Origin of the sequence: Pseudomonas nitroreducens, from assembly GCF_014204515.1 — a bacterium.
Lineage (GTDB): Bacteria > Pseudomonadota > Gammaproteobacteria > Pseudomonadales > Pseudomonadaceae > Pseudomonas > Pseudomonas nitritireducens_A.
The window spans coordinates 145,381-169,898 of the sequence record NZ_JACHLI010000001.1; the positions used below are offsets into that span (position 1 = coordinate 145,381).

Genomic DNA, 24,518 nt, shown 5'->3' on the forward strand with positions numbered 1-24,518 from the left:
TAATGCGATCTTAAACAACAAACCGCAAAAGTTCTACACTTGGCCTTTTGTACGAAATTGGAGATTAATGCTCCAATTCACCGCCCAGGTTTTCAACCATGGTGGTCAGCAGCTCTGAGACGTACTTGGAGATCAGGATCATGTCTGCCGCAAGCAGCTCCAGCGGCTCCCCGGTGCCGGCATCATGGTCTTCGAATGCGGCATCGGTGAGTTTGAAGCCCTTGAAGACAAAGTCTTCGGTCAGGCTGAAATCGACCTTCTTGTCGTGTTGCAGCTTGATCTGACTGATGACATAGCCTTCCGTGAGGTATTCGCGGAGGCGCTCGTCATCCAGGTCGTTCTTGTTGTATTTGATCTGGCTGCCATCGCGCTCCAGGATACAGGAGTCGCCGAACAGCAGGTCTTTGGGCATCTGCGCGTGCTGCATCCAGGTAGTGATGCAGGTCTTCACGTTGTGCTGCGGACGCATCGGATAGATGACGTTTGAGGACATGCCGTCGCGGATGGCCGAAACCATCACATCAGCGTTCTTAGCGCTGCCCGTGTCGATGATCAGCAGCTTGTTGATGTTGTCGATGTAGGCCCAGAGGTCTTTTGCCCTTGGCGCCGCCTGGTCAGTGAGGCGTTTGGTGATTTCCTCTTTGATGTCCCGGCGCTCGCTGCTCTTGATCTTCTCACCACCGCGCTCGAGCTTGAGGATCTGGATACGCTTATCCAGCTCAGTCTTTACGGCACCAGGGTCAGCTCGACGGGTTTCGGTGCGTAGGCAGAATAGGAAGCACTTATTCTGCTCGAAGACGCGCTGCTCAAGGCCGAAGATCTGGGCAAAGCCCTGAGTCTCATGCTGCTTGTCCCTGATCGGCTGGAATGCCTTCGACTCCAGGTGCTCCTGGAATGCCTCAACGTCGATGGGATCGATGCGGTAGGCGTTGATGTTTGAGAATTTCATTGTAAAGGAATCGCTCCATCTCCGTGATCTTGGGTACGGCAGCCCGTCGAGGCGACCGAAGGGGACGTGATAATTACAGATTAATTGACAGAGTGGAAGTGAATCCGCAGACTCCCTGCCTGCTCCTTTTCCATTATATTGTCGGTCTCGTTGTGTCACCTTCCGATCCCGTAGCCAGGCGCGAACAGCTAGCCATCTGGACGGCCCACCAGCCGTTGGCGAAGGCTCTCGTCCGGGAGAAGTGTGCCTTCAACCCCAGTATCGCCAAGGATGCGCTCCAGGAGGTGCAGCTTGCCCTCTGGGAGGCTACCCTCGAGCGGGATGTAGAGCTGGGCGACGCCTTCGCGGCCTTTGCCCACAAGCGAATGAGCCGGCGGCTCATCCACTTCCTCAGATACCTCGTCGAGGATAAGCCCAAGCTCTCAAGCCGCGAGCGTGAGCTGATCAAAGCCATTCGAACACGCGTGCGCGCCGGCACCGCACTCAACACCCTGATCATCAACGAACTCAGCCAAGAGCATGGTGTGGGCATGTTCAGGATCGTTGTCTTGCTCAATACCTGGGTGCACAACATGTCGGCGTACACGGCTGATGCGCACGCGACTCTCGATAGGCTTTCATCGGAAGAGCCGGATTTCGATGTGGATGATGAGCACCAACTCCTTGAGTTGGAGCTGGCCTTAGCGAAGCTCAACGAACGTGAGCTTGAGATTATCCAGGGCCGTTACCTGCAAGACCCCAATTCGACACTGGCTGAACTGGCGGCGCGCTTCAGCATTACCCCCCAGCGCGTTCGGCAGATCGAGGTGGCAGCCATTGGGAAGCTAAGATCGCTGCTTCCCGCCGGCTGAGACGGCGGCCTATCGCCCTTTCCCGAAAATGCTCAGGATCTCTTCTTTCGAGGCCTGACGATCAGTATCCTCCTCCTGTACCTCGGATCGCGGTTCTTCCAGTGAAGACCCGTCATAGAGCCATGTGCGGTACATGGCCTTGAACCGCTCTTCCAGTTCACGAGTACTTTTACCGTTCTCGCGTTTCTCAAAGCCCCCTGCCCGACCAATGGCCTTGCGCACCAGCGGGTGGAGGTCTGTCCCCGAATGGGCGCTGATTGCCGAGAACCATGCCTCTTCGATGATTGGCACGCCCCTGCGGCTGGCCTGAACGGCATCCAGGAACTGGGTGGAGTTTGGCGCAAACACGCGGAAGGTTGGGCAGTTGGTGATCGCGTGTTCTGCCTGCCGGATTTCCTCTGGAGTAGCAGACATGCTTTCCAGGTCGGCGATCCACACGCGTTCCCTTACCAGGGACTCGATGGACATTTCTGTTTTCCAGCGGGCGTAGCAAACCCCGAATTTGACATCCACGTGGGCCCAGGCCTGGCGGACGCTCTTGGCGTATTCGTTGTACGGATAACACTGCACCGTACCCGCAAGCTGAACCACCGTTTCCATACTGGGAGGAAATTTTACGAACGGGGCCAACCCGGTTCCCATCCACTCTCTCAGCTGTATCAGGGTCTCAAGCGTAATCCCTGCGAAAACCAGCTCAGCAACGAGATTCGGCAGGTAGGTGTTGCTCACCCCGAGCTGATCCTCCACCAACTTGATGTTGTACCTGGTGGTGAAGTGCTTGTAGAGCTTGGCGGCTTCAGCCAACAGCTTGGGGTAGAGTTCTTTCTTTTGCTGTTCGTCCTGCATGTTCGCCACCTAGCGGTTTTCAATCAGATCCAACAGGGCTGCCATGTGATCCTCTTCAGAGGCCTGCACCTGGGCTTTGGAGCCGCTCTCTTTGAGCCAGTTCCTGATCCACAAGTGCATCATCCGGATCTTAGGCCTGGCGTTGTGTCGCAGCTCTGAGAACATGAGTGCAAGTGCTGCCTCGATGTCTACACTCGGAAACTCCGTGCGCAAGGCTTGGAGAAGTCCATCATCTGGCTTGAACGCGATACCGTCGATGCTGAAATTCTCGCACGGGAGCCAGCCCGGATACCCGCCTTCCATGAACGGCTTTCGCTCAGCGCGCGGGATTATCAGGGTAACCTCCTGCACGACGGACTTACCAACCTTGACCAAGTCGAGCGTCTCGACGTGATCCTGGACTGTCTTCTCCTTCAGGCGGGAGTGCATCCTGGTGGTCTGCTTCCGGGCGATCCCTTTGGCAGCCTGGCTAATGGACTCACAGATCAGCAGCGGCTCGATGTTGCTGTAGTCGACCAGCCAGTAACCACACTTTTCAAGGGCGCCTATCGCGCTCCAAAGCTGCTCTGGTGGGAGTTCCCATTCACGAGCCCAGGCATCAACCGCCATCTGCAGCTTGCCGGCCGGCCTTGCCGCCATCAGCATTGCATTCAGCTCTCGACAGATGGCCCGCTCGATGAAAGGCATCCCGGCAGCCCTGAGCTCATGGCTCAAATCGTCCATCGTTGAATCTCCTGCTTCTGTGATGGAAGGTGGCAGTCAGGCCTGCAATTTGTATAAAATTGAGGCTTGCGAGGAGCGCGGAGTCTATTCATTTTGAGGTCAAATGACAATGTTGCGCGCTCACGAAGAAGCTATCGTCCTGTTCCCCCGAAGCTACAACAAGCGCGGGGATGAGAAGCTTCACTCGGTTCAAGGTGTCACTCTGGATGGCACCGAGGTGAACATCAAGCTGCGCATCGACACCTCTCGAAAAACCCGCGAAACACCTCCAAGCATCGCCGAGTTCTCCAGGACTGACATCAAGGCCAAGAATCTATGCCTTGCGTCGCCGGAGAACAGCCGCGAAAACCGCGAAGGAATCCTGCTCTTCACAAACTGTGAGCTCGAGGAATCCAGGAAGAACACGATCCCCACCTACGTGGCCAAGTGGGCCTTCGTCCTGGCTGACCATTCGGAGACGAACGCTCCAATCTTCGGAAAGGGACGTATTGCGCTGATCATCAACTCCGAGGCACTGCGTCGCAACCAGGAGGCCATCAAAAACCTCCAGGACACCAAGCCCATCGGCTGGGAGGCGTTGGTAGAGCAGAAGCGCCGTGAGCTTGATGATCCTTCTCTCCACCTTTTCCACGGGCACATTTACGACGAGGCCCGTGAGGTCACCCTTCCTCTGACCGACAAGGCTGCAGTGATTGAGTACGCAAAGCTTGTCTTCGATGAGCGTTCAAAGCATGGCGCCGTCATGGGCCTTCTGGCGCGCCTGGAGGGCGAGGCCGAAGCTCCTGAGGGATACGGCTGCCAAGAGCTGTTCCCACGTTGGAGCAAGCAGACCGGCAAGTACCAGCCGGCAGAGGACGTTCTCTCGTTCTACTTCGCGAACCTGGAACGGATCAAAGTCGACAAGACCCTGTTCAGGATCAGGCTGATGCCGATCCGCCGATACGCCGCCGGCACCCAGTTCAAAAACTACTACCTCAGCCGTGATCCTGGCGCGTCCATGGCAAAGCTGAAGCAGAAGTTCCTCATCAACAACGAGCCTACGATCTGCCAGGTAGCTTTCACGCTGACCAAGCGTGAGGAAGGTGGCGATCACTTCCTGGGCAAGTATTACGTCCTGGATGCACCTGAGAGCTCGGTAGCTCGCCTCGGGCTTAAGTCGGATGACAGGGCCATGGCCCTGGTAGCAGGTGCTATTGATCCGTTTGCTCGGTTGCCACTCGGCATATGCTGGCCGTCGCCAATCAGTCTCCCCGAATGGTGTGTAGGGGCTCCGCCGATTAACGATGTAGAAGCGCTGGCCCATGATCACGATGATCTGACTCTCCCCCTCCCAGAAGAAACCGAGGGCGTACCAGAGACGCTCGAATTCAGCGAGGATCTCCCAGTGCCAGAGGTCGGCCAGGATGACGTACCTCAGGGAGCTGAAGCTGAAGAGGTATCTGATCCTCAGCAAGTAATTGCTGAGCATTCACCGGATGAAGATCCCGAGTCTCCCGGAGTATTCGAAGTAAAGGTTTCCGCAGAGCTCGTGCCGGATCTCACCATTTCGCCTGAGCCTGAGCCTGAGCCTGAGCCTGTGGCGGAGCCGGTTGTTCACGAAGCGTCGTCAGAACTTGTCGAGGAAGAAGATGACTCCTTGGCCGATCTCCTAGAGCTTGATGTCACAGACGAACAGCTCAGGATTGCCGAGGAAGAGCGAGAGCAAGTTGTAGCTTCCATTGCCCAGGATGCGCTCGATACCGCCCAGGAGGAGCCCCAGGAGGCCCAGGATGAACTGGAATACCCTTCCGACTCGTCTGTGGTAGGGGAAATGGTGATCGTTGATTCTGCGGCCGCTGGAGAGGCTACTGATGAAGGTGCCCGCTTTGCCCAACCAGACGGGGTAACCCCTCCATCGCTACCAGCGCCAGATGGCGAGCCAGAAACAGACAAGCCCGCCAGTGGCGGGCTTGCTGCGATTCTCAAGAAGCGCGGCTTGCTCTGAGCAAGCCTAGGCTTAACGCCCCAAGGACGGGGATGGGCTCGTTTCGGGGAAGAAGAACTCTCGACCCACAGTGCAACCCATCTGCCCCTTGACCCATCGCTTCTCCAGCTCTTTGAGTCGAGTGACGATCTCTTCGTGCTCGAAGTAGTCCTCGGGCTCAATACCTGCGCGCAGAGCAATTTCAGCAGTCTTCTCCAGCTGCTGAGTGAGCTTCTGCTCGGTCATAGCGTCCTTGGGAGATCTGAATTCGTAACGCACCATCGACCTGGAGCCTTCAGGCCAGAATCGAGCCGTGTCGAGGATCTCCCCGGCAATCTCTTCCACATAGCGCGCAGGCTCACCGGGGTTGGCCGGCCGGATAAGTGCGCCTGCTGGGGCCCCGCCGCCATCGCGCCAGCTGTATCCCTCTTGTTCATCCTTCACGTTGATGTAGGCGAGGAAGCCGCCGTGCAGTGGTTTATTCATCACCAGAAGCACAGTTTCCTTCATCTTCGGGTAAACGACGATCTTGCGCTCCCCATACTGAAGGATGTGACTATCCACCAGTGCTAGGGGCTTACCATCAACCTCCTGGCCGAGCTCCAGCTCGCCAATGTTGCGCAGCGGGTTGTTCTGCATGATGAGGTAAACCTGCTTCTTGCCCGCACCCTGCCCGCGTTCCTGCTTCTTCCTAGCGTGGAACTCATGGTTGATGTCTTTCCCGATGACTACGCTCTTGTCACCAAAGCGCAGGACACCAGAGTCGTCCTTGTACGGTACGACCTTGCCTTCAAGGGTCATGATCTCGCGGTGAAGGCTGATGTGGCGCTTGAGGCCGTCCTCGCGGATCATGTTGTACTCATCACCTGAGATGTGGTGAGCCTCCCAGCCAACCATCAGTTCGCCAGGAAAGCAGTACTCCAAGCTAAAGGCTTTCACCAGTCGCTCTTTGTTCGGTTGTGGGCTTTTCCTGTTTGTGCTCATGTGGTGTCACCGTGGGGACGCATTTCTCTTTACCTACTATGAAGCCGGATGACGCAGGCAAGCAAGCCTTTAGCCATAAATTGCACGATCTTACTGGGCTGCAAGCTTGACACCCCCCTGCCCCGCCATATAATTCGTGCCAGCAGTTGTGGCCCTGTAGCAGGGATGCGCTGTCCCAACCCTCAAGCTGGAGTGAACCATGAACAAACAAGATCTGATCGACGCTATCGCCCAGGGCACTGGCCAGGCCAAGACCGAAGTGCGCGCCGTGCTGGACAAGCTGGTTGAAATCGCCGTTTCCGAAGTGCAAATCAACGGCAAGTTCTCGCTGCCGGACATGGCCATCCTGACCAAGTCCCACCGTAAGGCCCGTACCGGCACCAACCCGCAGACCAAGCAGCCGGTTGCCATCGCCGCGAAAGACGTCGTGTCCATCAAGCCCCAGGGCAAGGTCAAGAAAGCCTTCGGCTAAGAAGCTTTCTCGGTTCGAAACGGCCTGCCTTGAGCAGGCCGTTTTCGTTTCAGGGGTGTCGCCTTGTCCACTGCATTTCTATGCTCTATTATCGCGAAATTGCAAAGAGGTACGCATGCGACATCCCACCATTCGCCGGCAGAACAATTTCCAAGAAAAAGACGAGCTTGAGTTTGAGCGCTTGCGCCTCGAGAACCTTCGCGCTGGCCTGGTTGAGGCCAAAGCGAGGGATCGGACGCCAGCCAACGTCGTCGCAACACTTCGCATTGCGTGTGAGATTGAAGCCGTCACCCTAAACCTGGCTCTTCTTCAGGCTAAGAAGGATGGCCACATGGCTCTCTCTGCAGCTCGTGCGTTCCTTGATCAACTTTCCTCCATGTTTCCTCGGCACTACGTTGATCAGCTGCCGGAAACGGTCTGTGACCGTAATATAGCCGAGCTCGAACTCAAGAATGTCACGGTCAAGGCGAAGAACAAGATCCTAATTCTGAGCAACGTGATCATTGATCGCTTTAAGTCTATCGAGCCTCATGTTGCGCGTGCCCGTTTTGCGTTACCTGATGAAGCGCAAGCTGAACTGCAGGGGATCAAAACCCTGGTGTCGACTTCCACCATGGAAATTCGCAAGAACTTAGGTCAGATGGAAGCTCTCTTCAGCGCGCACCCTGACATCATACTTGAGGGAATGAACCGAATCGCCCTCCCCTCGCATGTCATTAAAGAGGTAGAGTTCCACACACCCAGGAGAACAGCTTATTTGAGGCGCCTGATGTTTGATTCGCGTGCATGAACATCTACCAAATAAAAAGCCCCGCAATGCGGGGCTTTTTATTTGTCTTGCCTACGAGACAGCTTCGACGCTGAAGAACTTTGCTAGCACTTCCATCAAAGCGTCGTAACGATCTTTTGGCAAATTTTCTTTACTCACGACGAGTTTGAGCTCGGTAGGAGTAACAGTCATATCGCCGACTTGAACGCCTTCATGCTTGATTACATGGTCAACGTTTACTTTCTGTCTTTTTCTTCTGGACTTAGGCGGCCCAGCAATAGCCGAAAGACGCCTGATAATTTCAGCTCGGCTAGAGATTTCCTTCCTGCTGTACAGTTTTATGCACTCCAAAAGCTCAGAGGTGATGCTCTTCTTTTTTTCTGCATCCTCTTCGTTAGCGCTGTACAGATTGGTGATGTACATGGCCTCGTTACGGCCAAGTGCAGATGGGTAATCTGCTAGGGCATCTTTAACGACATCTGGCAAATTTCCGAATCGGACATACTTAGTCCAATCCTCATAAACAATACACAAACGCTGACGAATAGTGTCTTCGTCTTCGTGCAGCTTCTGGAGGTTATCAATACCAACCCAGATCTCAAAGTCGTAGGTTCGTACACGGCCGGCGTTCTCGGTCATGCACAAGTAAGCCATGTCCCGATCCGAAACGATCCTGATCACAGCCTTGACCGGGATTCCCAGGGCCTTACAGGCACGCCAGCGACGCTCACCGAAGATGATCTCGTAACGCCCGTTTTTCTTGCGGACGCCGATAGCTTGTTGCTGTCCGTTTTCTTTGATCTGTGAAGCAAGAGCGTCGATTTCGTCCTGATCGAACTTCTGCCTGTTTTGGAATGGGTTAGGGATACAGAGTTTGTTGTCCAGCTCTTGTACCGTTTCGTTCTCCATGGCCTCGTCAGTTTTAGTATATTGCGAGGCATAGGTTGAAACGGAAGGCTTTCCTTCTACAGGAGGTGTCGCTCCGCCCTGAAGATGGGCTTGAAGCCCAAGTTTTTTACTGGCCATTTACTACCCCCCTTTGGGTGAGCTGCATGTCGTTAATGAGGTAATCACCCAGCTCATTGTATTTTTTCGACAGCAAACTACCCGGATTCTGCTGAATCGCGAATTGTTTGAAGTGAGTTCCCTCTTCCACTTCCACACGGTGAGGGATGTAATGCTCAAGGCGCGGTATCCCAGCGAGCATCTTTTCTTTCAAAAGCTCCCTGGAAAGAGCTGTGCGGGTATCAACTTTATTAAGAAGCACACCGCAGATCTTGAGGTTCTCGTTAAGCGCAACAGCTTCGTTGAACTCTTCAGAGCTAACGAAGTTTTTCAGGCCATCAATCGCATAGCCGCTTTGGTCAACCACATAAAGGATATGGGTGGCCAGAGACATGATTACTTTCGCGGCGTGATCCATTGCCGGAGTAGCGTCGATGATGATCACGTCGAATGGTAGTTCGGTCTGCTCTTCATCAAAGAGTACTTCGAGCTTTTGGGTCAGCCTGGAAACCAGTTCCACCAGAGCGCGAGGATCTTGTGCGATCCGGTTGATGGTGTTGCGCAGGCCCGGCTCTGCCGGAATGACATGAAGGTTTTGGAGTCGAGTGTGATTGAGGATGCAATCCTCAATTTTCATGTCTTTCTGGGAGATCAGATCAGAGAGCGGGAAACAACTCTCCCCCGATTCCGGATCACGAAGATGATTTGTGCTGTTCATCGATTCGTCGAAGTCGATGAACAGAACGCGACGGCCTTTGCTTGCAAGCACAGCCGCTTCGTTGATCGCGGTGCTCGTCTTCCCCACCCCGCCTTTGTTGTTTGCAAACGCGAGAATTTTTGCTGTGCGGTTACGGAGAACGTTCGTGACAGCGTTCAGCGCTTGATTCATGTCCTGCTTCCTTGATCTGACGTCTAGTTATCGGTCTGTGCGTAAGAATATACCTTTTCTCTAAGGATGCGTCAAATCGTAAGGTAGACATTTTTCTCTAAGAAAGGTGACGCACGATCTTACAAGGCTTGTCATCTGCAAAATGCAGTGCCCTCCCCTACTCCGTCGAATACCAACCGAGGAGCTCGCGTCTCACCTTGCCTCGGCTTTCTGCAAAATGCAGTTAAAGCTAAGCGTTATCCGTGCCTGGTTTGACTAGCCCGTGGTTCTAGAGTTCACGGATTAGCGAAACGTATGGGCTGGCCAGCTGCTCCTGTTGCTTCTGCATTTTGCAGTACATGAGGCAAGGCAGATGATCGAGTGTCGGATCGAAATCGCAGCTACCGTCTTGCTCTAGCAACCGATCTGAGATCATCGGTCGGTGACGCGTAGGAAGTCCTGTCTTGACCTGGTTATTAGCTTCGGTCGTGAGAGCCGATTGATATCGCTTCACTCAACTCGACAAGACTTGAGTGAATCTCCCGGTTGCGAACTGCAAAATGCAGAAGCCCTGGGGCTCGATAGACGTAAACGAAAAGTAGTCAGCAAGGCCCGGATGCCATCAGGTTGGGATTGGTCACCCGGCCTTGCAGTTATACCGTTCCTTGGATGTGGAACTCGAAACATAACTCACCTTGGAAAGTGAGTTTTCGAGATGAGGTTTCTATGTCTTCGCCGAGCGATATCCAGAGCCTGGATTATCGACCTCTGGAGAATGCAGTAATCGTCTACCTTCTCGCCCGGTATGGCATCGGCATTGAAGGGTTTCTTATCGCCCGATGTAATGCTTTCTGCATTTTGCAGAAGATCACTGAGAGGCTTTGGAAGGGATGATGCTACTCAACAAATCTTCGTGGGTAAGGCCGGCGCTGAGCTCTTGAAGTGAGGGTTCTGCAAAATGCAGAAAGTGGCGAGCGCGAGAGGCTCTGCATTTTGCAGAAAGTCCGATTCGAGCCATCTATGAACCCCCAGGGCTGAGTGTTGGAGGCATCGGGTCTAGAGAACCTCTACGGAAGTCCCAGGGTTTCATTTTGATATCACGGTTGACCCCGCCATTTCCCCGAACCCCATGCTGGTCATTACGGGACACCTAGAAGCGAAACAGCCGGCCGACATGAAATCCTTCTGTCGTTGCAAGACTCCAGGAGAAGCTGGAGCTGGAGCTGGAGCAGGAACTGGAGCAGGAACTGGAGCAGGAACTGGAGCAGGTGCAGGAACTGGAGCAGGTGCAGGAACTGGAGCAGGAGAAGGAGCAGGTGATGGTGCGACCAGGGCTTGTTTTGAGTGCTAGGTTGTCCAGGGAGCTGCGTGGCGGAATGACTAACCATAGACAGAGTAGGCGTGGCAGGCTAATGCATCGCCTGATGAGAGGTCGGGTCAGGGCAGACAGTAATGTCCTCGCGGCCTGCTCAAAGAACGCCACGCTCCGAGAAATGGAGGGGCCTTGTTCGACTCTCCTGAGCAAGGGCAAGCGTCTCTTCGTGCTCTTATTGCATGTCTGGACGCCTTCTCAAGGTGGGCGAGGCGCAGCAGTCAGCTTCGCGTTTAACCAATACCTGCAGTCGACGGAGCACCGACTTCTGCATTTTGCAGAAGGAGCAAACTGGTTATATATCCGCAAATAAACGGATTTCTGTCATTTTAGTATCAAATTCTACATATGAATCCCGATATTTATCGTCATTTCTTCTTCTGCATTTTGCAGAAAAAGCCTTCTCAGACGGCGCATCCATCTCCCTGAGACCCATGATCTGGGTTCTGCAAAATGCAGAAATCCTCGCGTTTGGCGGGTTCTGCATTTTGCAGAAACTGCCTCGTGTGACTTCTGCATTTTGCAGAAGCAGGTCGATGGGGCTGGCTCCTTTGGGGCTGGATAGTTTCTGCATTGTGCAGAATATTCGCAATGCGACCTCCCTTGAGCGGTTCTCGCCAGCAGTTCGGCTTCGCCTGCTTTGCATCTTTAGAAGGTTCCGCATGCTTGTCGGGAGTCTTCCAAATGAGGTGATGATCTACTGAGGGTGGGGTGTTGTTTCTGCAAAATGCAGAAAGAGTCTCGCGTCTTGGAGTCTTCTTGCGGCGTACTGTTGGAGGGATGGGTTGGGTGTCGTTCGTTTAGCGGTTGGTAATCTTTTTTGTTACTGGCTTTAGTGGTGACTAGGTTGCCTTCTAAAGGTGTCCGCTTTGGCTTGTGGTACGCCTTAATGTTCCTGTCTTCTAATCGTGTATAGGTGTGAAGGATCTTTCTGCAAAGTGCAGAAGAAAAATTGACCCGTCCGCTTATTGATAGTGGTCGCTCCGTAGCGCGTGTGTCCTTGGCTAAAGCCTGTTGTATTTGAATTGCGCCGCCATCAGCTAAGCGAAATTCCATATGAGAAGAGTGCTCCTGGGGTGGGTTAGATGCGTGGTCAAATTCTTATGTTGTTGTCCATTATCTATCGGTTCGCTTTGAAGGTCGTGCCATGGTCGTGAGCTTAAGGGTTCTGAAATCCGATCTCCGTCCATCGCTATGGTTAGTCCCTGGGTTTGTCGTTAGTTGTTAGCGGTTTTGGCTTTGGATAGGGCCGATGTCGTGAGCGGTTGTAGTGCAGGGCTTTGCGTTGGGTGAGGTGCTTATTTCTGGTCTATGGGGTGTTAGATGTTGATAGGAAAACTGAGGAGGCCCAGGAGGTTAAGTGCCGGGGTGGTTAGCCCCTTTCTGTTATTCGCCTGGAACAGACGTGTTTGATAAGGCTTCGCTACTTGATGGCCAATGAGTCATGCATAGAAGTCTTTGACTGATCGCTTGCGAAGAATGCATCTCGGGATCACTCGCTGAGAGGAGAGCGCAATCCTGGGTGATGGCAGGGAGGAGGAGGGGAGGCTTGACTCAAGACATTGTTTGCATGGCTGTACATGTATACAGCCTAGGCTTCTGCATTTTGCAGAACGTCAATTTTGAAGGCACGGTTATGCTTGTTCGCATCTTGAAATGTCGCGGAGAAACACCTTGCGGTTCTGTCAGATTTTAAAATCAGAAAGCCTCTAAGGGGTGGCGCGATTCAGGGTGGAGCTTGAAGATCTTGATCATGTGAAAACCCGAAGCTCCGTTCCGGTCTGACTGAGCTTCTGGCTGAGTTGGAGGAAGAGGCGCGGATCAGCTAACCAGGGTGATCATGGGTTATGTGGTGGGTAGGGTGGTGGGGAGTGTTCGATCTTCTGATGGAGGGGGCTTTTTTTTGGGGGGTAGGTGATCGAACTCGGCTCGAGGCCAGGCGCTGTGAGCATATTGTGGTGTGTAACCAGTGTGCAGGTACATTAATCCAGATTTGTTAATCGTCGAAACCACTGTATTAATTGACATGTTGTCAAGTTTGATTACTTCACCTACTGTGTTGGATATCAAATGGCTACACAGAATCAACTGCCTGTTCTGTGTAGCTAAACCGTAATGCGTTGCCTGGATACACAATCACCAGCAGCTCTATTACGGGGATTGCCAGTCATTCTGTGTTACCAAAGTAGGATTTGAGCTATGGATACTCCCTTTGAACTGGCAATGAACTTGTTCGGGCCCGGTGAGGCTGGCGAAGGGCTGATAACGCTTGGATTCTTTCTAGGGGAGGTTGAAGCTCAGACCATCCAGGACTCCATCCCATCTTGGTTCAGTCCTTCTTTCGAGGGCATAGCAGAGATAGTGCTTGAAGTGATGACGGAGAAGGGCCTCCTGAACGGCGCTCGATACCAAGAGCACCTGGACGTCTGGCGAAAGCACGTGATGGAGCTGACAGGGGAGGGGAAGGAGGTTATTCAACGGATCGGCTATGAACCTGTCGACCTTGGCTCTGCCTTCCTGGACGGGCACCTGTACTACCCGGTGCAGACACTGATTCGAAAGTCTTCCTTCGGACAAGGTGGGCCGGTCAATTCAAGCGAGCGCATTGACGTAGTAGTAATTCGCTCCGACCGTACACTCTTGGAGATCCGCGAATCGAAGGACGAACACGGCCGGCGTACTGGGATTACGCGCCTGGACGATGGCACTCTTCTGCAAAAATACCCGGCTGGCAGCGATCACGCGACTTGGAGCTGGGAGAGCATCCAGAGCTACCTACGCGAGGACTACCCCAGAAAACCCATTGCAAACCTCGCCATGCGGATTGTAAGACACCTTCGCAAAGCCGCTTGGCTGCCGGACGAAAATGATTACTGGGTACTGACGTGTACTGTGATCTGCTCCTACGTGCAGGCGATCTTCGACGCAGTGCCTCTGATCCTTCTCAATGGATCGCACAACAGCGGCAAGAGCCAGCTGGGCGTCGCCATGAAGGCGGTCTCGTGCAACGCAGTGATGATCGGCATGGTGTCACCGAGCTCCATGATGCGGCTTATGGATGAAGCTCGGGGCCTGGTGGTCATTGATGACCTGGAGTCGATTGGCGGAGCCGACAAGAGCAAAGGCAAGGAGAAGTTCAGCGACATGATGCAAACGCTGAAATTGTCCTACAAGAAGGAAACAGCCAAGAAGGTCATAACCAATCAACATCGGACTTCCGAGACAATGAACTTCTTCGGGGTCAAGGTCATCTCCAACACAGAAGGGGTGGACGAGATCCTCGGGAGCCGGATGCTCCATGTGAGCACAAGCCAGATTCCCAAGCATGAGGTCGATGACTTCCTGCAGCGAAGCGGGGTAAGCGAGTCTGAACTACGCGTTCTAAGGGACGATCTTCATACCTGGGCGTTTGACCACGTAGCCGAGATCAATGAAATCTACCAGGAAGAGCTTGCAGGGGCCTCAGAGCGCGAGAAAGAGATTGCGGCACCTCTACGCACCATAGCTCGCTTAATTCGCCTGGAAGGCGTCCTACAGGCCGTGGAAGAGGCGGTCGGGCGTAAAGCCCTTGCTCAGAGGACATTCTCCAGCGCCGAGGACGGTCTCAAAGCAGTGTTGAACGGCCTGGCCGGCGAGGGTAGGGCAGCCGTATCTGTTATCGAGATCGCGCTGAGGCTTCGAGCTGTAATGCGAGTGCCAATCACTAGGAGGAATCCTCCGGTCTGGACGAAGTCTGATTGGGTGTCGAAGAAAGCCCGCAGCCTGGGCTATATCGACGAAGACCTGGGAAGAACACGCATCTACGGCTACCAGACCAAGCAACTCAAAATCAGCCCGGAGAAGAGGCTTGAGAACGGGGCTATGGAGCTCAGTGAAGCGAAGATCGACACGTTCTGCGGGGGGTGCAAGCGCTGCCCGTACAACAAGCTGCAGTGCGAAATCATGCCCGGCAGGCTCAAAAAAGAAGGCGTCCTGGGTTGAGCAGGACGCCTCGACAGGGCTCTATCGGTCAGCGCGACATAGCTACCGACTGGTCTGCTTGCTTGGGCTGACGCAGCTGAGCTGGAACCTTCTGAGCAAGCTGAACCCGCAGGGCGCCGGCCATGAAGCGGAGCTTCTTCTCGTCGACCGAAAGTCCCATTTTTGGCAACTGATCGCAAAGCTTGGGAATGTCCTCTGCGAAATACGCCAACGCAGTCTTCTCGTCGATCCCCTTCACTTTCCGGTTGTAACCGGTGTGGAAGGTAAACAGCGCGTGGGCAACGTCTGAATAGGCCGGGATCTCAATTTTGAGTTCCTGGTTGACGATCTCACGCACCAGGTCACTGAAATTACCAGTGGTCGAGAAGGACTTCAGTGCTTTGATGTGCCGCGTCCTGAGGCTTGCGTAGTAGTTCTGCTCGACGGTGACATCAAGCTCCTGCGGAGCCTGTTTGACCTCGAGAGATGCCTCACGGTAAGTCGTCATTCCCCAGCGAACCTCGCCCGTTACCCAGGCCTCGAGGTTCTGGCCATGGATCTCGTTGAGCATGTGGAACGACTCAGGAGCGTACTTCATCAGGGCCGTGATGATCAGACCTGGAAGCTCCTCCGGAGTGTTGCCGGCTTCAATCGGGCGGTTGCAGTCTCGCAGGCCAATTTGTGCCAGGAAGATAACCAGCTTGCGAATGTCAGCCTTATGGCCGTATAGCCTCATTTCACGCCCGGCGCAGTCGCGCGCCAAGTTGTGGTAAGAGCCGTCAGTGCCGAAGGCATAGATGCTTTGCCCATGGGTATCTTCAAAGCGCTGGAAGCTGCAATCGATCACATCAGGCAGCACGTCATGGGCGCCGATCACGTCGCCAGAGAAGTGCCTACGACGAGTGCTCTGACCAACGCCGTTCGGGTTGATCTTGAGTTTGCTGGCAAACCGGCCTTCTTTGATGGCGTTCTTCACGTCATCGGATGCCAGGCCCAGGATGTTGTCGATAGACATGGCTTTGCCAGGCTTATGCCAGGCACGAGGCGCCACGCCCCCATCAGGGTTGTGGCTCGGGTAGTAATACATCCTGGAGGGGTTACGGCAGGACTGATCCATGTCGATGTTCTGCGCTAGCAGAACTTCGAAGCAAGTAGGCCACTGCTCTACAGGGATAGGTTCCGCGAGGCGAACCACCATCCTGTATTTCCAGGGTGTTTCCACAGAGAAGTTGTGGGTCGAGTAGCAGACGTACTCATAGCCCTTGAATAGGTCTTCGGCGTACTGGAGCGCACCGATCTTGTCGAGGTCGATGACCAAGGCGGTCACGGACTCGATGTTGATGTCAGCCTTGAAGTGTGGAGTCCCATCCTTGGTGTAAACCGTCACGCATTCGTTGTCTGGCTTCATGGCAACCGGCATGAAGCATTCGCCGTCCTTGGAGCGGCGGAGGCGGTGTCTTAGCAGGTCTTCCTTGAAGTCGTCCCAAGACGGCTCCACGATGCCCTCGTCGACATCAAGGTCGAAGACATTATCGAGGTTCACAACGAACAGGTAGTCAGCGGCTTGGACTTCAGACATGACGAGATCTCTCTATGACAATTCATCTTAAAAGGTGATTTGTTGGGCGCGCAACACGTGCATGAGGGGCGGGCGGATAAAAATTGACCATGTACATCTCCTTTTGATAGAAATTGCACCCCACCTCAGGAAATGTTGCCTCCATGAAGCACCTGCCCATCGCAGTCGACCTGGACGATGTTGTCGTCGTGTTCGGCCACACCCTGCATGCAGCCGCTGAAAAGGCCGGCCTGAACCCACCGAAGTTCGAGGACTGGTACACCTACAACCTCTGCACGCTGCTGAACATCAACCTCGAGCAGTTCTACAGCCTGATCATCAGGAGCGAAGTACTGAAGATCGCTCCAGTGGTGAAAGGTGCCAAGGCGGCCCTGGAGCAGCTCAAGGCAAGCGGGCACCAGCTGGTAATGATCACCTCGCGGGGTTATCACCCGGACGCCTACGCCATCACCATGGGCTGGCTGAAGCTGCATGGGATTCCTTGTGACGAACTGATCGTTGTTCCCGAGGGCATGACAAAGCCGGAAGCCGTAGCGCTGAAGTACCCCAATGGGTTCTCCTACATGATCGACGATTACCAGAAGAACCTGGCCGACATGAAGGCTGCAGGGATGGTTCAGCGTACCGTCCTGGTCGATAAGCCTTGGAACAAAGCCCTCACCGAATACCGGATGGGCGTGAACCGGTTTGAATCGCTGGCCACATTCGTCGAGTCGCTGAAGGTAGAGGTCTGCCCACCAAGCCAGCGCCGGCAGGAAGAAGAAGCCGCACTGGCAATCTGACCCTGCAATTAGTGATATATTGGCGGCAGTGGTCTAACCCGATTCCTACGGTCACTGCTGTCAATGTTATGGACATGGTCTGATAGAAGGCCAAGCAGGAATCATTGAATCCCGAGGCATTCAATGATGAATACCCCCGCCCCAAAGCGCGATCTCATGAAGTTGTTGAAGGAGATTGCGATCATCGGCGCCGCTCTCTGCGCCGGTTATTTCTTCATTACCCAAGCTCACAAGCAAAGCGCTGACGCGCCCAAAGCCGAACAGGTCGCGCAGAGCCCAACGAACGCCGACACGGCAGGGCAGGCAGCCCAGGGCGGGGAAATCCAGCGAGACGACGCTATTGCAGCTCAAGAGCCCGAGGTTACTCAGGATGAGCGCAATGCTCGAATCAAGGGCATCCTGGAGAAGCGCGCCGCCGAAGTGGACGCTGCCGGCCCGGTGCAGTTCAACTTGCCCGTCCATGGTGCGACAGACAAGCCGCGAATCCAGACCCTCCCAGCCATTCAAGCCACTCCTGCTGAAGCACTAGCCCCGGCAAAGCCGGTAAGTAGCGAGCAGGGTGGGGCTTCGGCTTCCGCGAACGGTTCTGATGTCACCAGTACCCTTCATCCGGCCCCGTTGGTTGACCAGGATGCAGCAGCCAGCATCACCGCCCACCGCACCGCCTACCTGGAAAAGCGCAAGACTGAGCCGGGCCTTCAAGGCATCTTCAAGATCGGCACCCACGTCGACGGCGCGGCCATGACCCCGGCCGAGACTGCAGAGCAGATAAGACAAACCCTGGCCAAGATCCCTGATGAGTGGACGATCAGCTACAAGGCAGCGAACGAGCGCGCCAGGATCTACGTCTTCACGGACATCACGTGTCCGTTCTGCGCCAAGCTCCACAACTCTCTGAACGAGATCCTGGCTGCCGGCGTCAGCGTGCACTACCTGATGTATCCGCGCGATATGGCCCGCGACGAGTCCAAGATCAGCCCCACCGCCGCAGACATGATCAACATCTGGTGCGCACCAAACCAGCAAGAGGCTATCAACGATGCCTTCCACAAGTACAAGCCGCGCGAAGCCCGTTGCGACGCACTGCCGAAAGACATCGTCCGGATCAAACCGCCGGTAATGGATCACTACCGCATCGGCGACGTGTTCAACGTGAACGGCACCCCGACGATCTACGCCTCCATTGGCACGCACACGGTCGGGTTCTCCGACGCCGCCAAGCTTCTGGCAGAGCTTGGGCTGTAAGCGCCAGCAACGAAAAAGCCCCGCGATGCGGGGCTTTTTCATGGAGGCAATTCAGAATTCCAGAGTGAGGGCGACTGCCTCGTTGCCTGCCTTCTTGGCGATACGAGCACAGGAGGCCTCGTGGCGCTCTCTGTCAGCTTTTGAGACGCTGGCTACCCGTAGGGCGCCCCTTTGTAGCGAAACCCTCTCAGGCGTGAGGATAGGGCCGATAGCGGCGTAGCTCTCTTCGACCTGCAGGGTGTTCTGCTGAACGGTCATCTCCATAAAGACCATGCTCAGCAGCATGGCGTCCTTGAGGGCTCCGTGAAGTTCCCGGTCGATATCGCAGTTTGGTAGGTATCGGGAGACCAGGGCGTCCAGGTTGTTCCTCTTGCCTGGGTGTTTTGCCCTAGCGAGACTCAGCGAGTCGATGACCCCAATACCCATCTGCTCAATCGAGCTGGCACCGAAGGTGTTCATCTCCCAGTTTAGGAACCCAATGTCGAAAGACGCGTTGTGAGCGACTACAGTCGTGGGCCCAGGAAGGCTGCCATCTCCCTTCAAGAAGGAGCGCAGACTGGGGAGGATGTCCTGGAAGGTCTTTCCACCGCCGAGGCGAATGGCGTCATCACGTGAGATCCCGTGTACCGCGTATGCCTCCTCCGGAACATCCCGTTGGGGGTCAAAATACCGGTGATAGATCTTCCCGGTCGGTTTGCGGTTGAAGTACTCAACAATGCCGATTTCCAGCAATCGATGGCCTTCCTTCCACTCGAACCCAGTCGACTCAGAGTCGAGGATGCAAAGTCTTCCGGACGTCATCTCAATCATGCGTATGCCCTCAAGCTATGCCGTAGTGTGGCATGGGAGACGGAACACTAAAAAGGTCGCTCGGGGGCATCAACAAACGTGATCCCCTCTACATGGCTGGCCGCGTTGATCTCAACCCCAGGCCCGTCCCCAGAAAGGCTGTTCGCGAGAGCAATACTCCGCTGCCGAGCATCGTCGGCGACGACGTCTGGAAGCGTGAATAACCCTGAAATTGAACCAGCCACCAGGTTGACGAACTTCGTGAAGCGGCCCATCCATCCAAGCTTGGCCGTGCCAAGTGCACCAGCACGCTGCTTACCGACGATGATCTCGGCGATCCCCTTGTCTTCAGTCTCGGGGTGGTACACCTCGTCTCGGTAAACGAACATGATCAGGTTGGCGTCTTGTTCGATAGCACCCGACTCTCGCAGGTCGGAGTTCATAGGACGCTTGTTGGGGCGCGCCTCAAGCGCACGGCTGAGCTGCGACAGGGCAATCACTGCGATATTGAAGGTCTTGGCGATTGTCTTTAGGGCCATGGAGTTCGCGCCAACAGCGGCAGCCATGTTCCCGCCCCATTTCTCATCGAGTGCCATCAGTTGAAGGTAGTCGACCAGGATGAAATCGAGTTGACCATGCTCTTCAATGAAGTCGTAGATGATCGAGGTCATCTGCATTGGGGACAGCGCCGGCTCATCGCAGACGAAGAGCTTGAGCCCCTGGACTTGGCTAAGGCTTGCGCCAAGTTTCTCGACTTCCCCGTGCTTAAGCTTGCCGGTTCGGAGGTTATGGGCGTCAATTTCGCCATAGCCGGAGACTGTTCGCTGGAAGAGCTGGTCAGCAGGCATCTCCATCGAGAAGACCAGACCAACCTTTCCTTGGAACTTAGCCGCATGTTCAGCAATGTTCATGGCAAAGGTGGTTTTACCCATGGCCGGGCGACCAGCAATGATCACCAGGTCAGTCGGCTGCATGCTGACAATGATGTCATCAAGCGCAGCAAACCCTGACTGGATTCCGGGTATCTCACCGTCTTCGATCTTCTTCTTGAACGCCTGGGCCCATTGCTCGCCAATCTGCGAGTAGGAGAAGAACCTTTTCTTCTTGCTGCGCAGGGCTGTGCCGGCGCGAGACAGCTTGGCACTGATCGTATGAATGGTGGCTTCTACAGGGATCGAGGAGTCCCTGATGTCCTTTGCCGAACGCAGCAGGGCCTGCAGCGAACTGGCACGGACTGCGAGCTCCTTCATGGCATGTACGTTCTGAACCACTGCGTCGTGCCGGGGGATCTCTGTGAGAATCCCCATGACATAGGGCTCCAGGTCGCTGCCGGCGAATTTCGACATGGCAATCTCGGGGGTTACACCCCGCTCAGCCTGGAATTCGGTGTTGATCCAGTCGAAGAATGCCTTGGCATTGGGCGATAGGAAGTCAGAAGGGGCGAGCCCATCCAGCTGCCTGAGGAGAGACGGGGTCTCAAGAACCGTGACGAGAACGCTCTTTTCTAGGGGAATTGCACGAAGGTGAAAGTCCTCACCTACGGCACTCAACGGTTCTGCGGACATGCCAAGGGCTCCGATAGAAGGGGACGGCGAGTATATGCCGTCGCGTTTTTCTGTCAATTGATGCAATATTCACTCATCTGCCAGGGTATAGAAAGCCCCTAAAGCCGGAGTCTGCCGTGTCCTTCGTCCACCTCTCAGTGCATTCCGAGTACAGCCTTCATGACTCCCTGATCGGGGTCGGCGACCTCATGGAGAAGGTCAAGGAACACGGCATGCCGGCGGTGGCAGTCACCGACGACACCAATCTGTTTGCGGCAATCAAGCACTTCAAGGGTGGCACAGGAGCTGGTGTAAAGCCGATCCTTGGAGCTCAAGTACGCCTCCCGTCGACGAGTCTTCAAGGCTCCCTCATGACCGTCCTTTGCAAGGACAATGAGGGCTACAGAGCGCTAACTGAGATCATCTCGAGAGGATACCGTGAAGGTGTTCGAGGCGTTGAAGGTAGTCCGCGCATCCCCCTAGAGTGGTTCGAGGGCTACGGGCAGCACCTGATTGCACTGTCAGGCGGCCGCGAAGGGGACATTGGACGGTATCTGCTAGGTGGCCGCGTCAATGAAGCGAGGCAGCTACTCGACTCCTGCAAAGCGATCTTTGGCGACAATTACTACCTGGAGCTGCAGCGCATCGGTCAACCGATGGATGACCGCTATGTCACTGCAGCCGTTGACCTGGCCATCGACACCGATACTCTCGTTGTAGCCACGAACCCGGCACGATTCCTTGAATCGAAGGACTTCAGCTCCCACGAGGTGAGGGTAGCGATTGCCCAGAAACGGACTGTCCGTGACGTCCGTGACGACCGCATCGCGCCATGTACCGTGCATCAGTACCTGAAGTCGGCTGAGGAGATGGCCGAACTCTTCAGCGATATCCCAGAAGCCCTGGAGAACACGCTTCGGATTGCAGCACAGTGCAACGTTGAAATCACGCTGGGTAAGAGCGTCCTCCCTCGCTTCCCGGCGCCGGACGGTATGTCCGAAGCCGAGTACCTGGAGAAGATCTCCCGCGAAGGGCTGGAGGCTCGACTCAAGAGCTACTTCAAGACGCCTGAGGCCATTGCTGAAGTCCGTACCGAGTATGAAGACCGCCTAGCGTTCGAACTTGGCGTCATCAACAAGATGGGGTTCCCAGGATACTTCCTAATCGTTGCCGACTTCATCCAGTGGGCGAAGCGCAATGACATCCCGGTGGGGCCGGGCAGGGGCTCGGGTGCAGGCTCACTGGTTGCGTACTCCTGCGGCATCACTGACCTCAACCCAATTCCATACTCGCTCCTGTTCGAGAGGTTCTTGAACCCGGAGCGAGTTTCCATGCCCGACTTCGACATCGACTTCTGCATGGACAGACGCGATGAGGTCATCGAATACGTTGCACAAACCTACGGCAGGGAGTCGGTTTCTCAGATCGTCACCTTCGGCACGATGGCTGCTCGCAGCGTTGTCCGCGATGCCTGTCGCGCGCTGAGCTTCCCGTATCCGGTGGGTGACGCCATCGCCCGTGAAATCCCCGAAGGCCCGGATGTCTCCCTTGCAGATTCCATTGCTGGCAGCGCAACGCTCCAGCTGATGCTGGCTCAGAAGCTGGAAGGCTGGGAAATTCTTGCTCATGCGCTGGCGCTGGAGGGTAGGGCAAGGCAAACCGGTAAACACGCGGGCGGCGTCGTGATCGCCGACACCAAGCTTACCGATTACACAGCAACCATGCGGGATGTGGATGGAACTGGGTTGGTCTCTCAGTTCGACAAGGACGATGTTGAGGCCGCCGGCCTGGTTAAGTTCGACTTCCTCGGGTTGCGAAACCTTACGATCATTCACCAAGCAGTGAAGACGATCAATCGAGACCTGAAGGCCAAAGGGCTTCCAGAGCTCAACATTGACGACATTCCCCTGGACGACAAGCCTACCTACGATCTGATCCAGCGGTGCGAGACGACGGCCGTCTTCCAGCTGGAATCCGCCGGCATGAAGAAGCTCATCAAGGCAATGCGGCCAGACTGCATCGAAGATCTCATCGCACTGGTAGCACTGTTCCGCCCAGGCCCTCTGCAGTCAGGGATGGTGGAGGACTTCATCGACCGTAAGCACGGGCGCCAGGAGATATCCTATCCGCACCCCAGCTACCAGTACGAAGGCCTTGAGCCTGCGTTGAAGCCTACCTACGGCATCATCCTGTACCAGGAGCAGGTGATGCAGATCGCCCAGGTCATGTCCGGTTACACCCTCGGAGGCGCCGACATGCTTCGGCGCGCGATGGGTAAGAAAAAGCCGGAAGAAATGGCCCTTCAGCGGGGTAGTTTCGTAGAAGGCGCAGTGAAGAACGGTCACACAGAGCATCTTGCCGGGCAGATCTTTGACCTGGTTGAGAAGTTCGCCGGCTACGGCTTCAACAAGTCGCACTCAGCCGCATACGCCCTCGTGGCGTATCAGACTGCCTACCTCAAGGCCCACTACCCAGCGGCGTTCATGGCGGCCGTGCTCTCATCGGACATGGACAAGACCGAGAAGGTCGTTCGTTTCGTGCACGAGACAAGGATGATGGGGCTGGAGGTACTTCCACCGTCAGCAAACCACTCCAACTGGGAGTTCACCTCACAGCAAGGCAAGGTCTATTACGGCCTTGGCGCCATCAAGGGTTTCGGTGAAAACGCGGCCCGTGCCTACCTGGCTGAGCGAGACGCTAGAGGCACCTACAAAGACCTGGAAGATTTCATGTTCAGGAATAACCTGATGAAGTCGACCGCCAAGAACTGCATTGACGCCGGCATGCTCGATTTCACCGGTATCTCTAGGGTCGAGCTGCGAGAAGTCTCCGACGCTGCTGTAGCCGCTGGCAAGCAAGTTCGAAAGAGTCAGCACCAGGGCAGCCTGTTCGACATGGAAATCCCCATGGCCAGGATCGAGGTTGATCCCGAGGTAGAGGAGTGGACAAGGCTCCAGGGTGAGCGCCGCGTACTCGGTATGTGCCTGACAGGGCATCCTTACGACCGCTACCGCGACAAAACCCTTGGCGCACTCAGCGGCACCTTGGCACAAGTCATGGACAACCTCACGGACAAGTCCATTGAGGATAAGGACAGGCTGCGCAGCGTTAGCCTGGCTGGCCTGATGACCGAAGTCGAGGTGAAGCTCGACTCGCGTGGCAACTGGGCCATTTTCAAGCTCGATGACGGTACCGACCGCATCACGTGCAAGATCTTCGCGAAGAATTACCATGAGCTGCAGTCTTTCATCGCAGACGACAACCTGGTGTTCATCAAGGCTTACGCAAAGGTTGACCCCAAAGAAGGTTACGTCAATTTCCTGGTAAATGAGGTTCAGTTGCTCGACAACTACCTCGAAAACCAGAAGGGCCAGGTCGTCATCAAGCTGCCGGAAGGAGCGAACTTCTTCCGCGAGATGGCCAAGATCCACGGGCTGGACAAGCTCAACGACGAGGGCGCGATCCGGGTCTACATGCAGGTTGGGCAGGGTGGCGAGCTGCAGGAGCTGCCTATCCCTCCGATCAGCGCCAATGGGCCGGCGATGAAGGAGCTCAAGAAGTTCTGGGGTGCCGACGTACACGTCGAATTCATCAAGCAGACCAAGACCCGGTCGTACAATCGCTCGGCTGACGTACAGACCGCAGCTGACGTCGCTGACCCCGTTGCAGAGCGGGCGCGCATCCGTATGGAGCTCGAGAAGGAGCTTTTGGCCGCCAAGGAAGTCATGGCCGCCTCAAAAGAACGGCAGGAGACTGCTCCCGCCCCCTGATCCATCCTCCAACACCGAGGCGGCGCGAGAGATCGCGCCGATTTCTT

Annotated in this window: 17 protein-coding genes; 8 read left to right on the forward strand and 9 right to left on the reverse strand. The window is 55.3% G+C overall.

The window, feature by feature from the left end; all coding sequences use genetic code 11:
- Positions 1 to 64 precede the first annotated feature (64 nt).
- Positions 65 to 949, reverse strand: a complete 885-nt coding sequence (locus tag HNP46_RS00850) for a recombination-associated protein RdgC (RefSeq protein WP_184585613.1) — start codon at positions 947 to 949, stop codon at positions 65 to 67.
- 98 nt (positions 950 to 1,047) lie between these two features.
- On the opposite strand from HNP46_RS00850, the gene HNP46_RS00855 reads away from it, so the two are divergent.
- Complete coding sequence (locus HNP46_RS00855) at positions 1,048 to 1,800, forward strand: sigma-70 family RNA polymerase sigma factor (protein ID WP_184585614.1); 753 nt, start codon at positions 1,048 to 1,050, stop codon at positions 1,798 to 1,800.
- 9 nt (positions 1,801 to 1,809) lie between these two features.
- Here the strand turns inward: HNP46_RS00855 and HNP46_RS00860 are convergent, their stop codons facing one another.
- Together HNP46_RS00860 and HNP46_RS00865 are read right to left on the reverse strand one after the other, a co-directional pair.
- Positions 1,810 to 2,646: a hypothetical protein gene (locus HNP46_RS00860; protein WP_184585615.1), complete on the reverse strand. Its 837-nt coding sequence runs from the start codon at positions 2,644 to 2,646 to the stop codon at positions 1,810 to 1,812.
- A gap of 9 nt (positions 2,647 to 2,655) precedes the next feature.
- Complete coding sequence (locus tag HNP46_RS00865) at positions 2,656 to 3,369, reverse strand: hypothetical protein (RefSeq protein WP_184585616.1); 714 nt, start codon at positions 3,367 to 3,369, stop codon at positions 2,656 to 2,658.
- Between the two features lie 103 nt (positions 3,370 to 3,472).
- Between HNP46_RS00865 and HNP46_RS00870 the strand changes: the two genes are divergently transcribed.
- The gene (locus tag HNP46_RS00870) at positions 3,473 to 5,353 is read left to right on the forward strand and encodes a hypothetical protein (protein ID WP_184585617.1); all 1,881 of its coding nucleotides are present in this window, start codon (positions 3,473 to 3,475) and stop codon (positions 5,351 to 5,353) included.
- A 12-nt stretch (positions 5,354 to 5,365) separates the two neighbouring features.
- On the opposite strand, the gene HNP46_RS00875 is transcribed toward HNP46_RS00870, so the two are convergent.
- On the reverse strand, positions 5,366 to 6,316 hold the full coding sequence (locus HNP46_RS00875; RefSeq protein ID WP_184585618.1) for a hypothetical protein: 951 nt from the start codon (positions 6,314 to 6,316) through the stop codon (positions 5,366 to 5,368).
- A gap of 199 nt (positions 6,317 to 6,515) precedes the next feature.
- Here HNP46_RS00875 and HNP46_RS00880 point away from each other — a divergent pair, with 199 nt between their 5' ends.
- Together HNP46_RS00880 and HNP46_RS00885 are read left to right on the forward strand one after the other, a co-directional pair.
- A complete protein-coding gene (locus tag HNP46_RS00880) occupies positions 6,516 to 6,788 on the forward strand; it encodes an HU family DNA-binding protein (protein WP_184585619.1) in 273 nt (90 codons plus the stop codon).
- Between the two features lie 115 nt (positions 6,789 to 6,903).
- Complete coding sequence (locus tag HNP46_RS00885) at positions 6,904 to 7,578, forward strand: hypothetical protein (RefSeq protein ID WP_184585620.1); 675 nt, start codon at positions 6,904 to 6,906, stop codon at positions 7,576 to 7,578.
- A gap of 51 nt (positions 7,579 to 7,629) precedes the next feature.
- Here the strand turns inward: HNP46_RS00885 and HNP46_RS00890 are convergent, their stop codons facing one another.
- Together HNP46_RS00890 and HNP46_RS00895 are read right to left on the reverse strand one after the other, a co-directional pair.
- The gene (locus tag HNP46_RS00890; RefSeq protein ID WP_184585621.1) at positions 7,630 to 8,583 is read right to left on the reverse strand and encodes a ParB/RepB/Spo0J family partition protein; all 954 of its coding nucleotides are present in this window, start codon (positions 8,581 to 8,583) and stop codon (positions 7,630 to 7,632) included.
- Positions 8,573 to 9,451, reverse strand: coding sequence for a ParA family protein (locus tag HNP46_RS00895; protein ID WP_184585622.1), 879 nt, complete (start codon positions 9,449 to 9,451; stop codon positions 8,573 to 8,575). Before HNP46_RS00895 ends, HNP46_RS00890 begins: the two co-directional genes overlap by 11 nt.
- A 3,550-nt stretch (positions 9,452 to 13,001) precedes the next feature.
- On the opposite strand from HNP46_RS00895, the gene HNP46_RS00900 reads away from it, so the two are divergent.
- On the forward strand, positions 13,002 to 14,783 hold the full coding sequence (locus HNP46_RS00900; protein ID WP_184585623.1) for a hypothetical protein: 1,782 nt from the start codon (positions 13,002 to 13,004) through the stop codon (positions 14,781 to 14,783).
- 28 nt (positions 14,784 to 14,811) lie between these two features.
- Here the strand turns inward: HNP46_RS00900 and HNP46_RS00905 are convergent, their stop codons facing one another.
- Complete coding sequence (locus tag HNP46_RS00905) at positions 14,812 to 16,341, reverse strand: hypothetical protein (RefSeq protein ID WP_184585624.1); 1,530 nt, start codon at positions 16,339 to 16,341, stop codon at positions 14,812 to 14,814.
- A gap of 143 nt (positions 16,342 to 16,484) precedes the next feature.
- Here HNP46_RS00905 and HNP46_RS00910 point away from each other — a divergent pair, with 143 nt between their 5' ends.
- Positions 16,485 to 17,123 carry a 5' nucleotidase, NT5C type gene (locus HNP46_RS00910; RefSeq protein ID WP_184585625.1) on the forward strand — a complete coding sequence of 213 codons (639 nt, stop codon included), beginning with the start codon at positions 16,485 to 16,487 and terminating at the stop codon, positions 17,121 to 17,123.
- A 126-nt stretch (positions 17,124 to 17,249) separates the two neighbouring features.
- Positions 17,250 to 18,368 (forward strand): DsbC family protein, encoded by a 1,119-nt coding sequence (locus HNP46_RS00915; protein ID WP_184585626.1) that lies wholly within the window; start codon positions 17,250 to 17,252, stop codon positions 18,366 to 18,368.
- A gap of 51 nt (positions 18,369 to 18,419) precedes the next feature.
- On the opposite strand, the gene HNP46_RS00920 is transcribed toward HNP46_RS00915, so the two are convergent.
- Together HNP46_RS00920 and HNP46_RS00925 are read right to left on the reverse strand one after the other, a co-directional pair.
- On the reverse strand, positions 18,420 to 19,178 hold the full coding sequence (locus HNP46_RS00920) for an exonuclease domain-containing protein (RefSeq protein ID WP_184585627.1): 759 nt from the start codon (positions 19,176 to 19,178) through the stop codon (positions 18,420 to 18,422).
- A gap of 47 nt (positions 19,179 to 19,225) precedes the next feature.
- Positions 19,226 to 20,722 (reverse strand): replicative DNA helicase, encoded by a 1,497-nt coding sequence (locus HNP46_RS00925; RefSeq protein ID WP_184585628.1) that lies wholly within the window; start codon positions 20,720 to 20,722, stop codon positions 19,226 to 19,228.
- A gap of 116 nt (positions 20,723 to 20,838) precedes the next feature.
- On the opposite strand from HNP46_RS00925, the gene dnaE reads away from it, so the two are divergent.
- Positions 20,839 to 24,471 (forward strand): DNA polymerase III subunit alpha, encoded by a 3,633-nt coding sequence (gene dnaE / locus HNP46_RS00930; RefSeq protein ID WP_184585629.1) that lies wholly within the window; start codon positions 20,839 to 20,841, stop codon positions 24,469 to 24,471.
- Positions 24,472 to 24,518: the final 47 nt, after the last annotated feature.

What these genes read in the sequence shown, in the direction of transcription:
- HNP46_RS00850 (WP_184585613.1), bottom strand. Translation starts at nt 949, where the DNA reads ATGAAATTCTCAAACATCAACGCCTACCGCATCGATCCCATCGACGTT.
- HNP46_RS00860 (WP_184585615.1), bottom strand. Translation starts at nt 2,646, where the DNA reads ATGCAGGACGAACAGCAAAAGAAAGAACTCTACCCCAAGCTGTTGGCT.
- HNP46_RS00865 (WP_184585616.1), bottom strand. Translation starts at nt 3,369, where the DNA reads ATGGACGATTTGAGCCATGAGCTCAGGGCTGCCGGGATGCCTTTCATC.
- HNP46_RS00870 (WP_184585617.1), top strand. Translation starts at nt 3,473, where the DNA reads ATGACAATGTTGCGCGCTCACGAAGAAGCTATCGTCCTGTTCCCCCGA.
- HNP46_RS00875 (WP_184585618.1), bottom strand. Translation starts at nt 6,316, where the DNA reads ATGAGCACAAACAGGAAAAGCCCACAACCGAACAAAGAGCGACTGGTG.
- HNP46_RS00880 (WP_184585619.1), top strand. Translation starts at nt 6,516, where the DNA reads ATGAACAAACAAGATCTGATCGACGCTATCGCCCAGGGCACTGGCCAG.
- HNP46_RS00885 (WP_184585620.1), top strand. Translation starts at nt 6,904, where the DNA reads ATGCGACATCCCACCATTCGCCGGCAGAACAATTTCCAAGAAAAAGAC.
- HNP46_RS00890 (WP_184585621.1), bottom strand. Translation starts at nt 8,583, where the DNA reads ATGGCCAGTAAAAAACTTGGGCTTCAAGCCCATCTTCAGGGCGGAGCG.
- HNP46_RS00895 (WP_184585622.1), bottom strand. Translation starts at nt 9,451, where the DNA reads ATGAATCAAGCGCTGAACGCTGTCACGAACGTTCTCCGTAACCGCACA.
- HNP46_RS00900 (WP_184585623.1), top strand. Translation starts at nt 13,002, where the DNA reads ATGGATACTCCCTTTGAACTGGCAATGAACTTGTTCGGGCCCGGTGAG.
- HNP46_RS00905 (WP_184585624.1), bottom strand. Translation starts at nt 16,341, where the DNA reads ATGTCTGAAGTCCAAGCCGCTGACTACCTGTTCGTTGTGAACCTCGAT.
- HNP46_RS00910 (WP_184585625.1), top strand. Translation starts at nt 16,485, where the DNA reads ATGAAGCACCTGCCCATCGCAGTCGACCTGGACGATGTTGTCGTCGTG.
- HNP46_RS00915 (WP_184585626.1), top strand. Translation starts at nt 17,250, where the DNA reads ATGAATACCCCCGCCCCAAAGCGCGATCTCATGAAGTTGTTGAAGGAG.
- HNP46_RS00920 (WP_184585627.1), bottom strand. Translation starts at nt 19,178, where the DNA reads ATGATTGAGATGACGTCCGGAAGACTTTGCATCCTCGACTCTGAGTCG.
- HNP46_RS00925 (WP_184585628.1), bottom strand. Translation starts at nt 20,722, where the DNA reads ATGTCCGCAGAACCGTTGAGTGCCGTAGGTGAGGACTTTCACCTTCGT.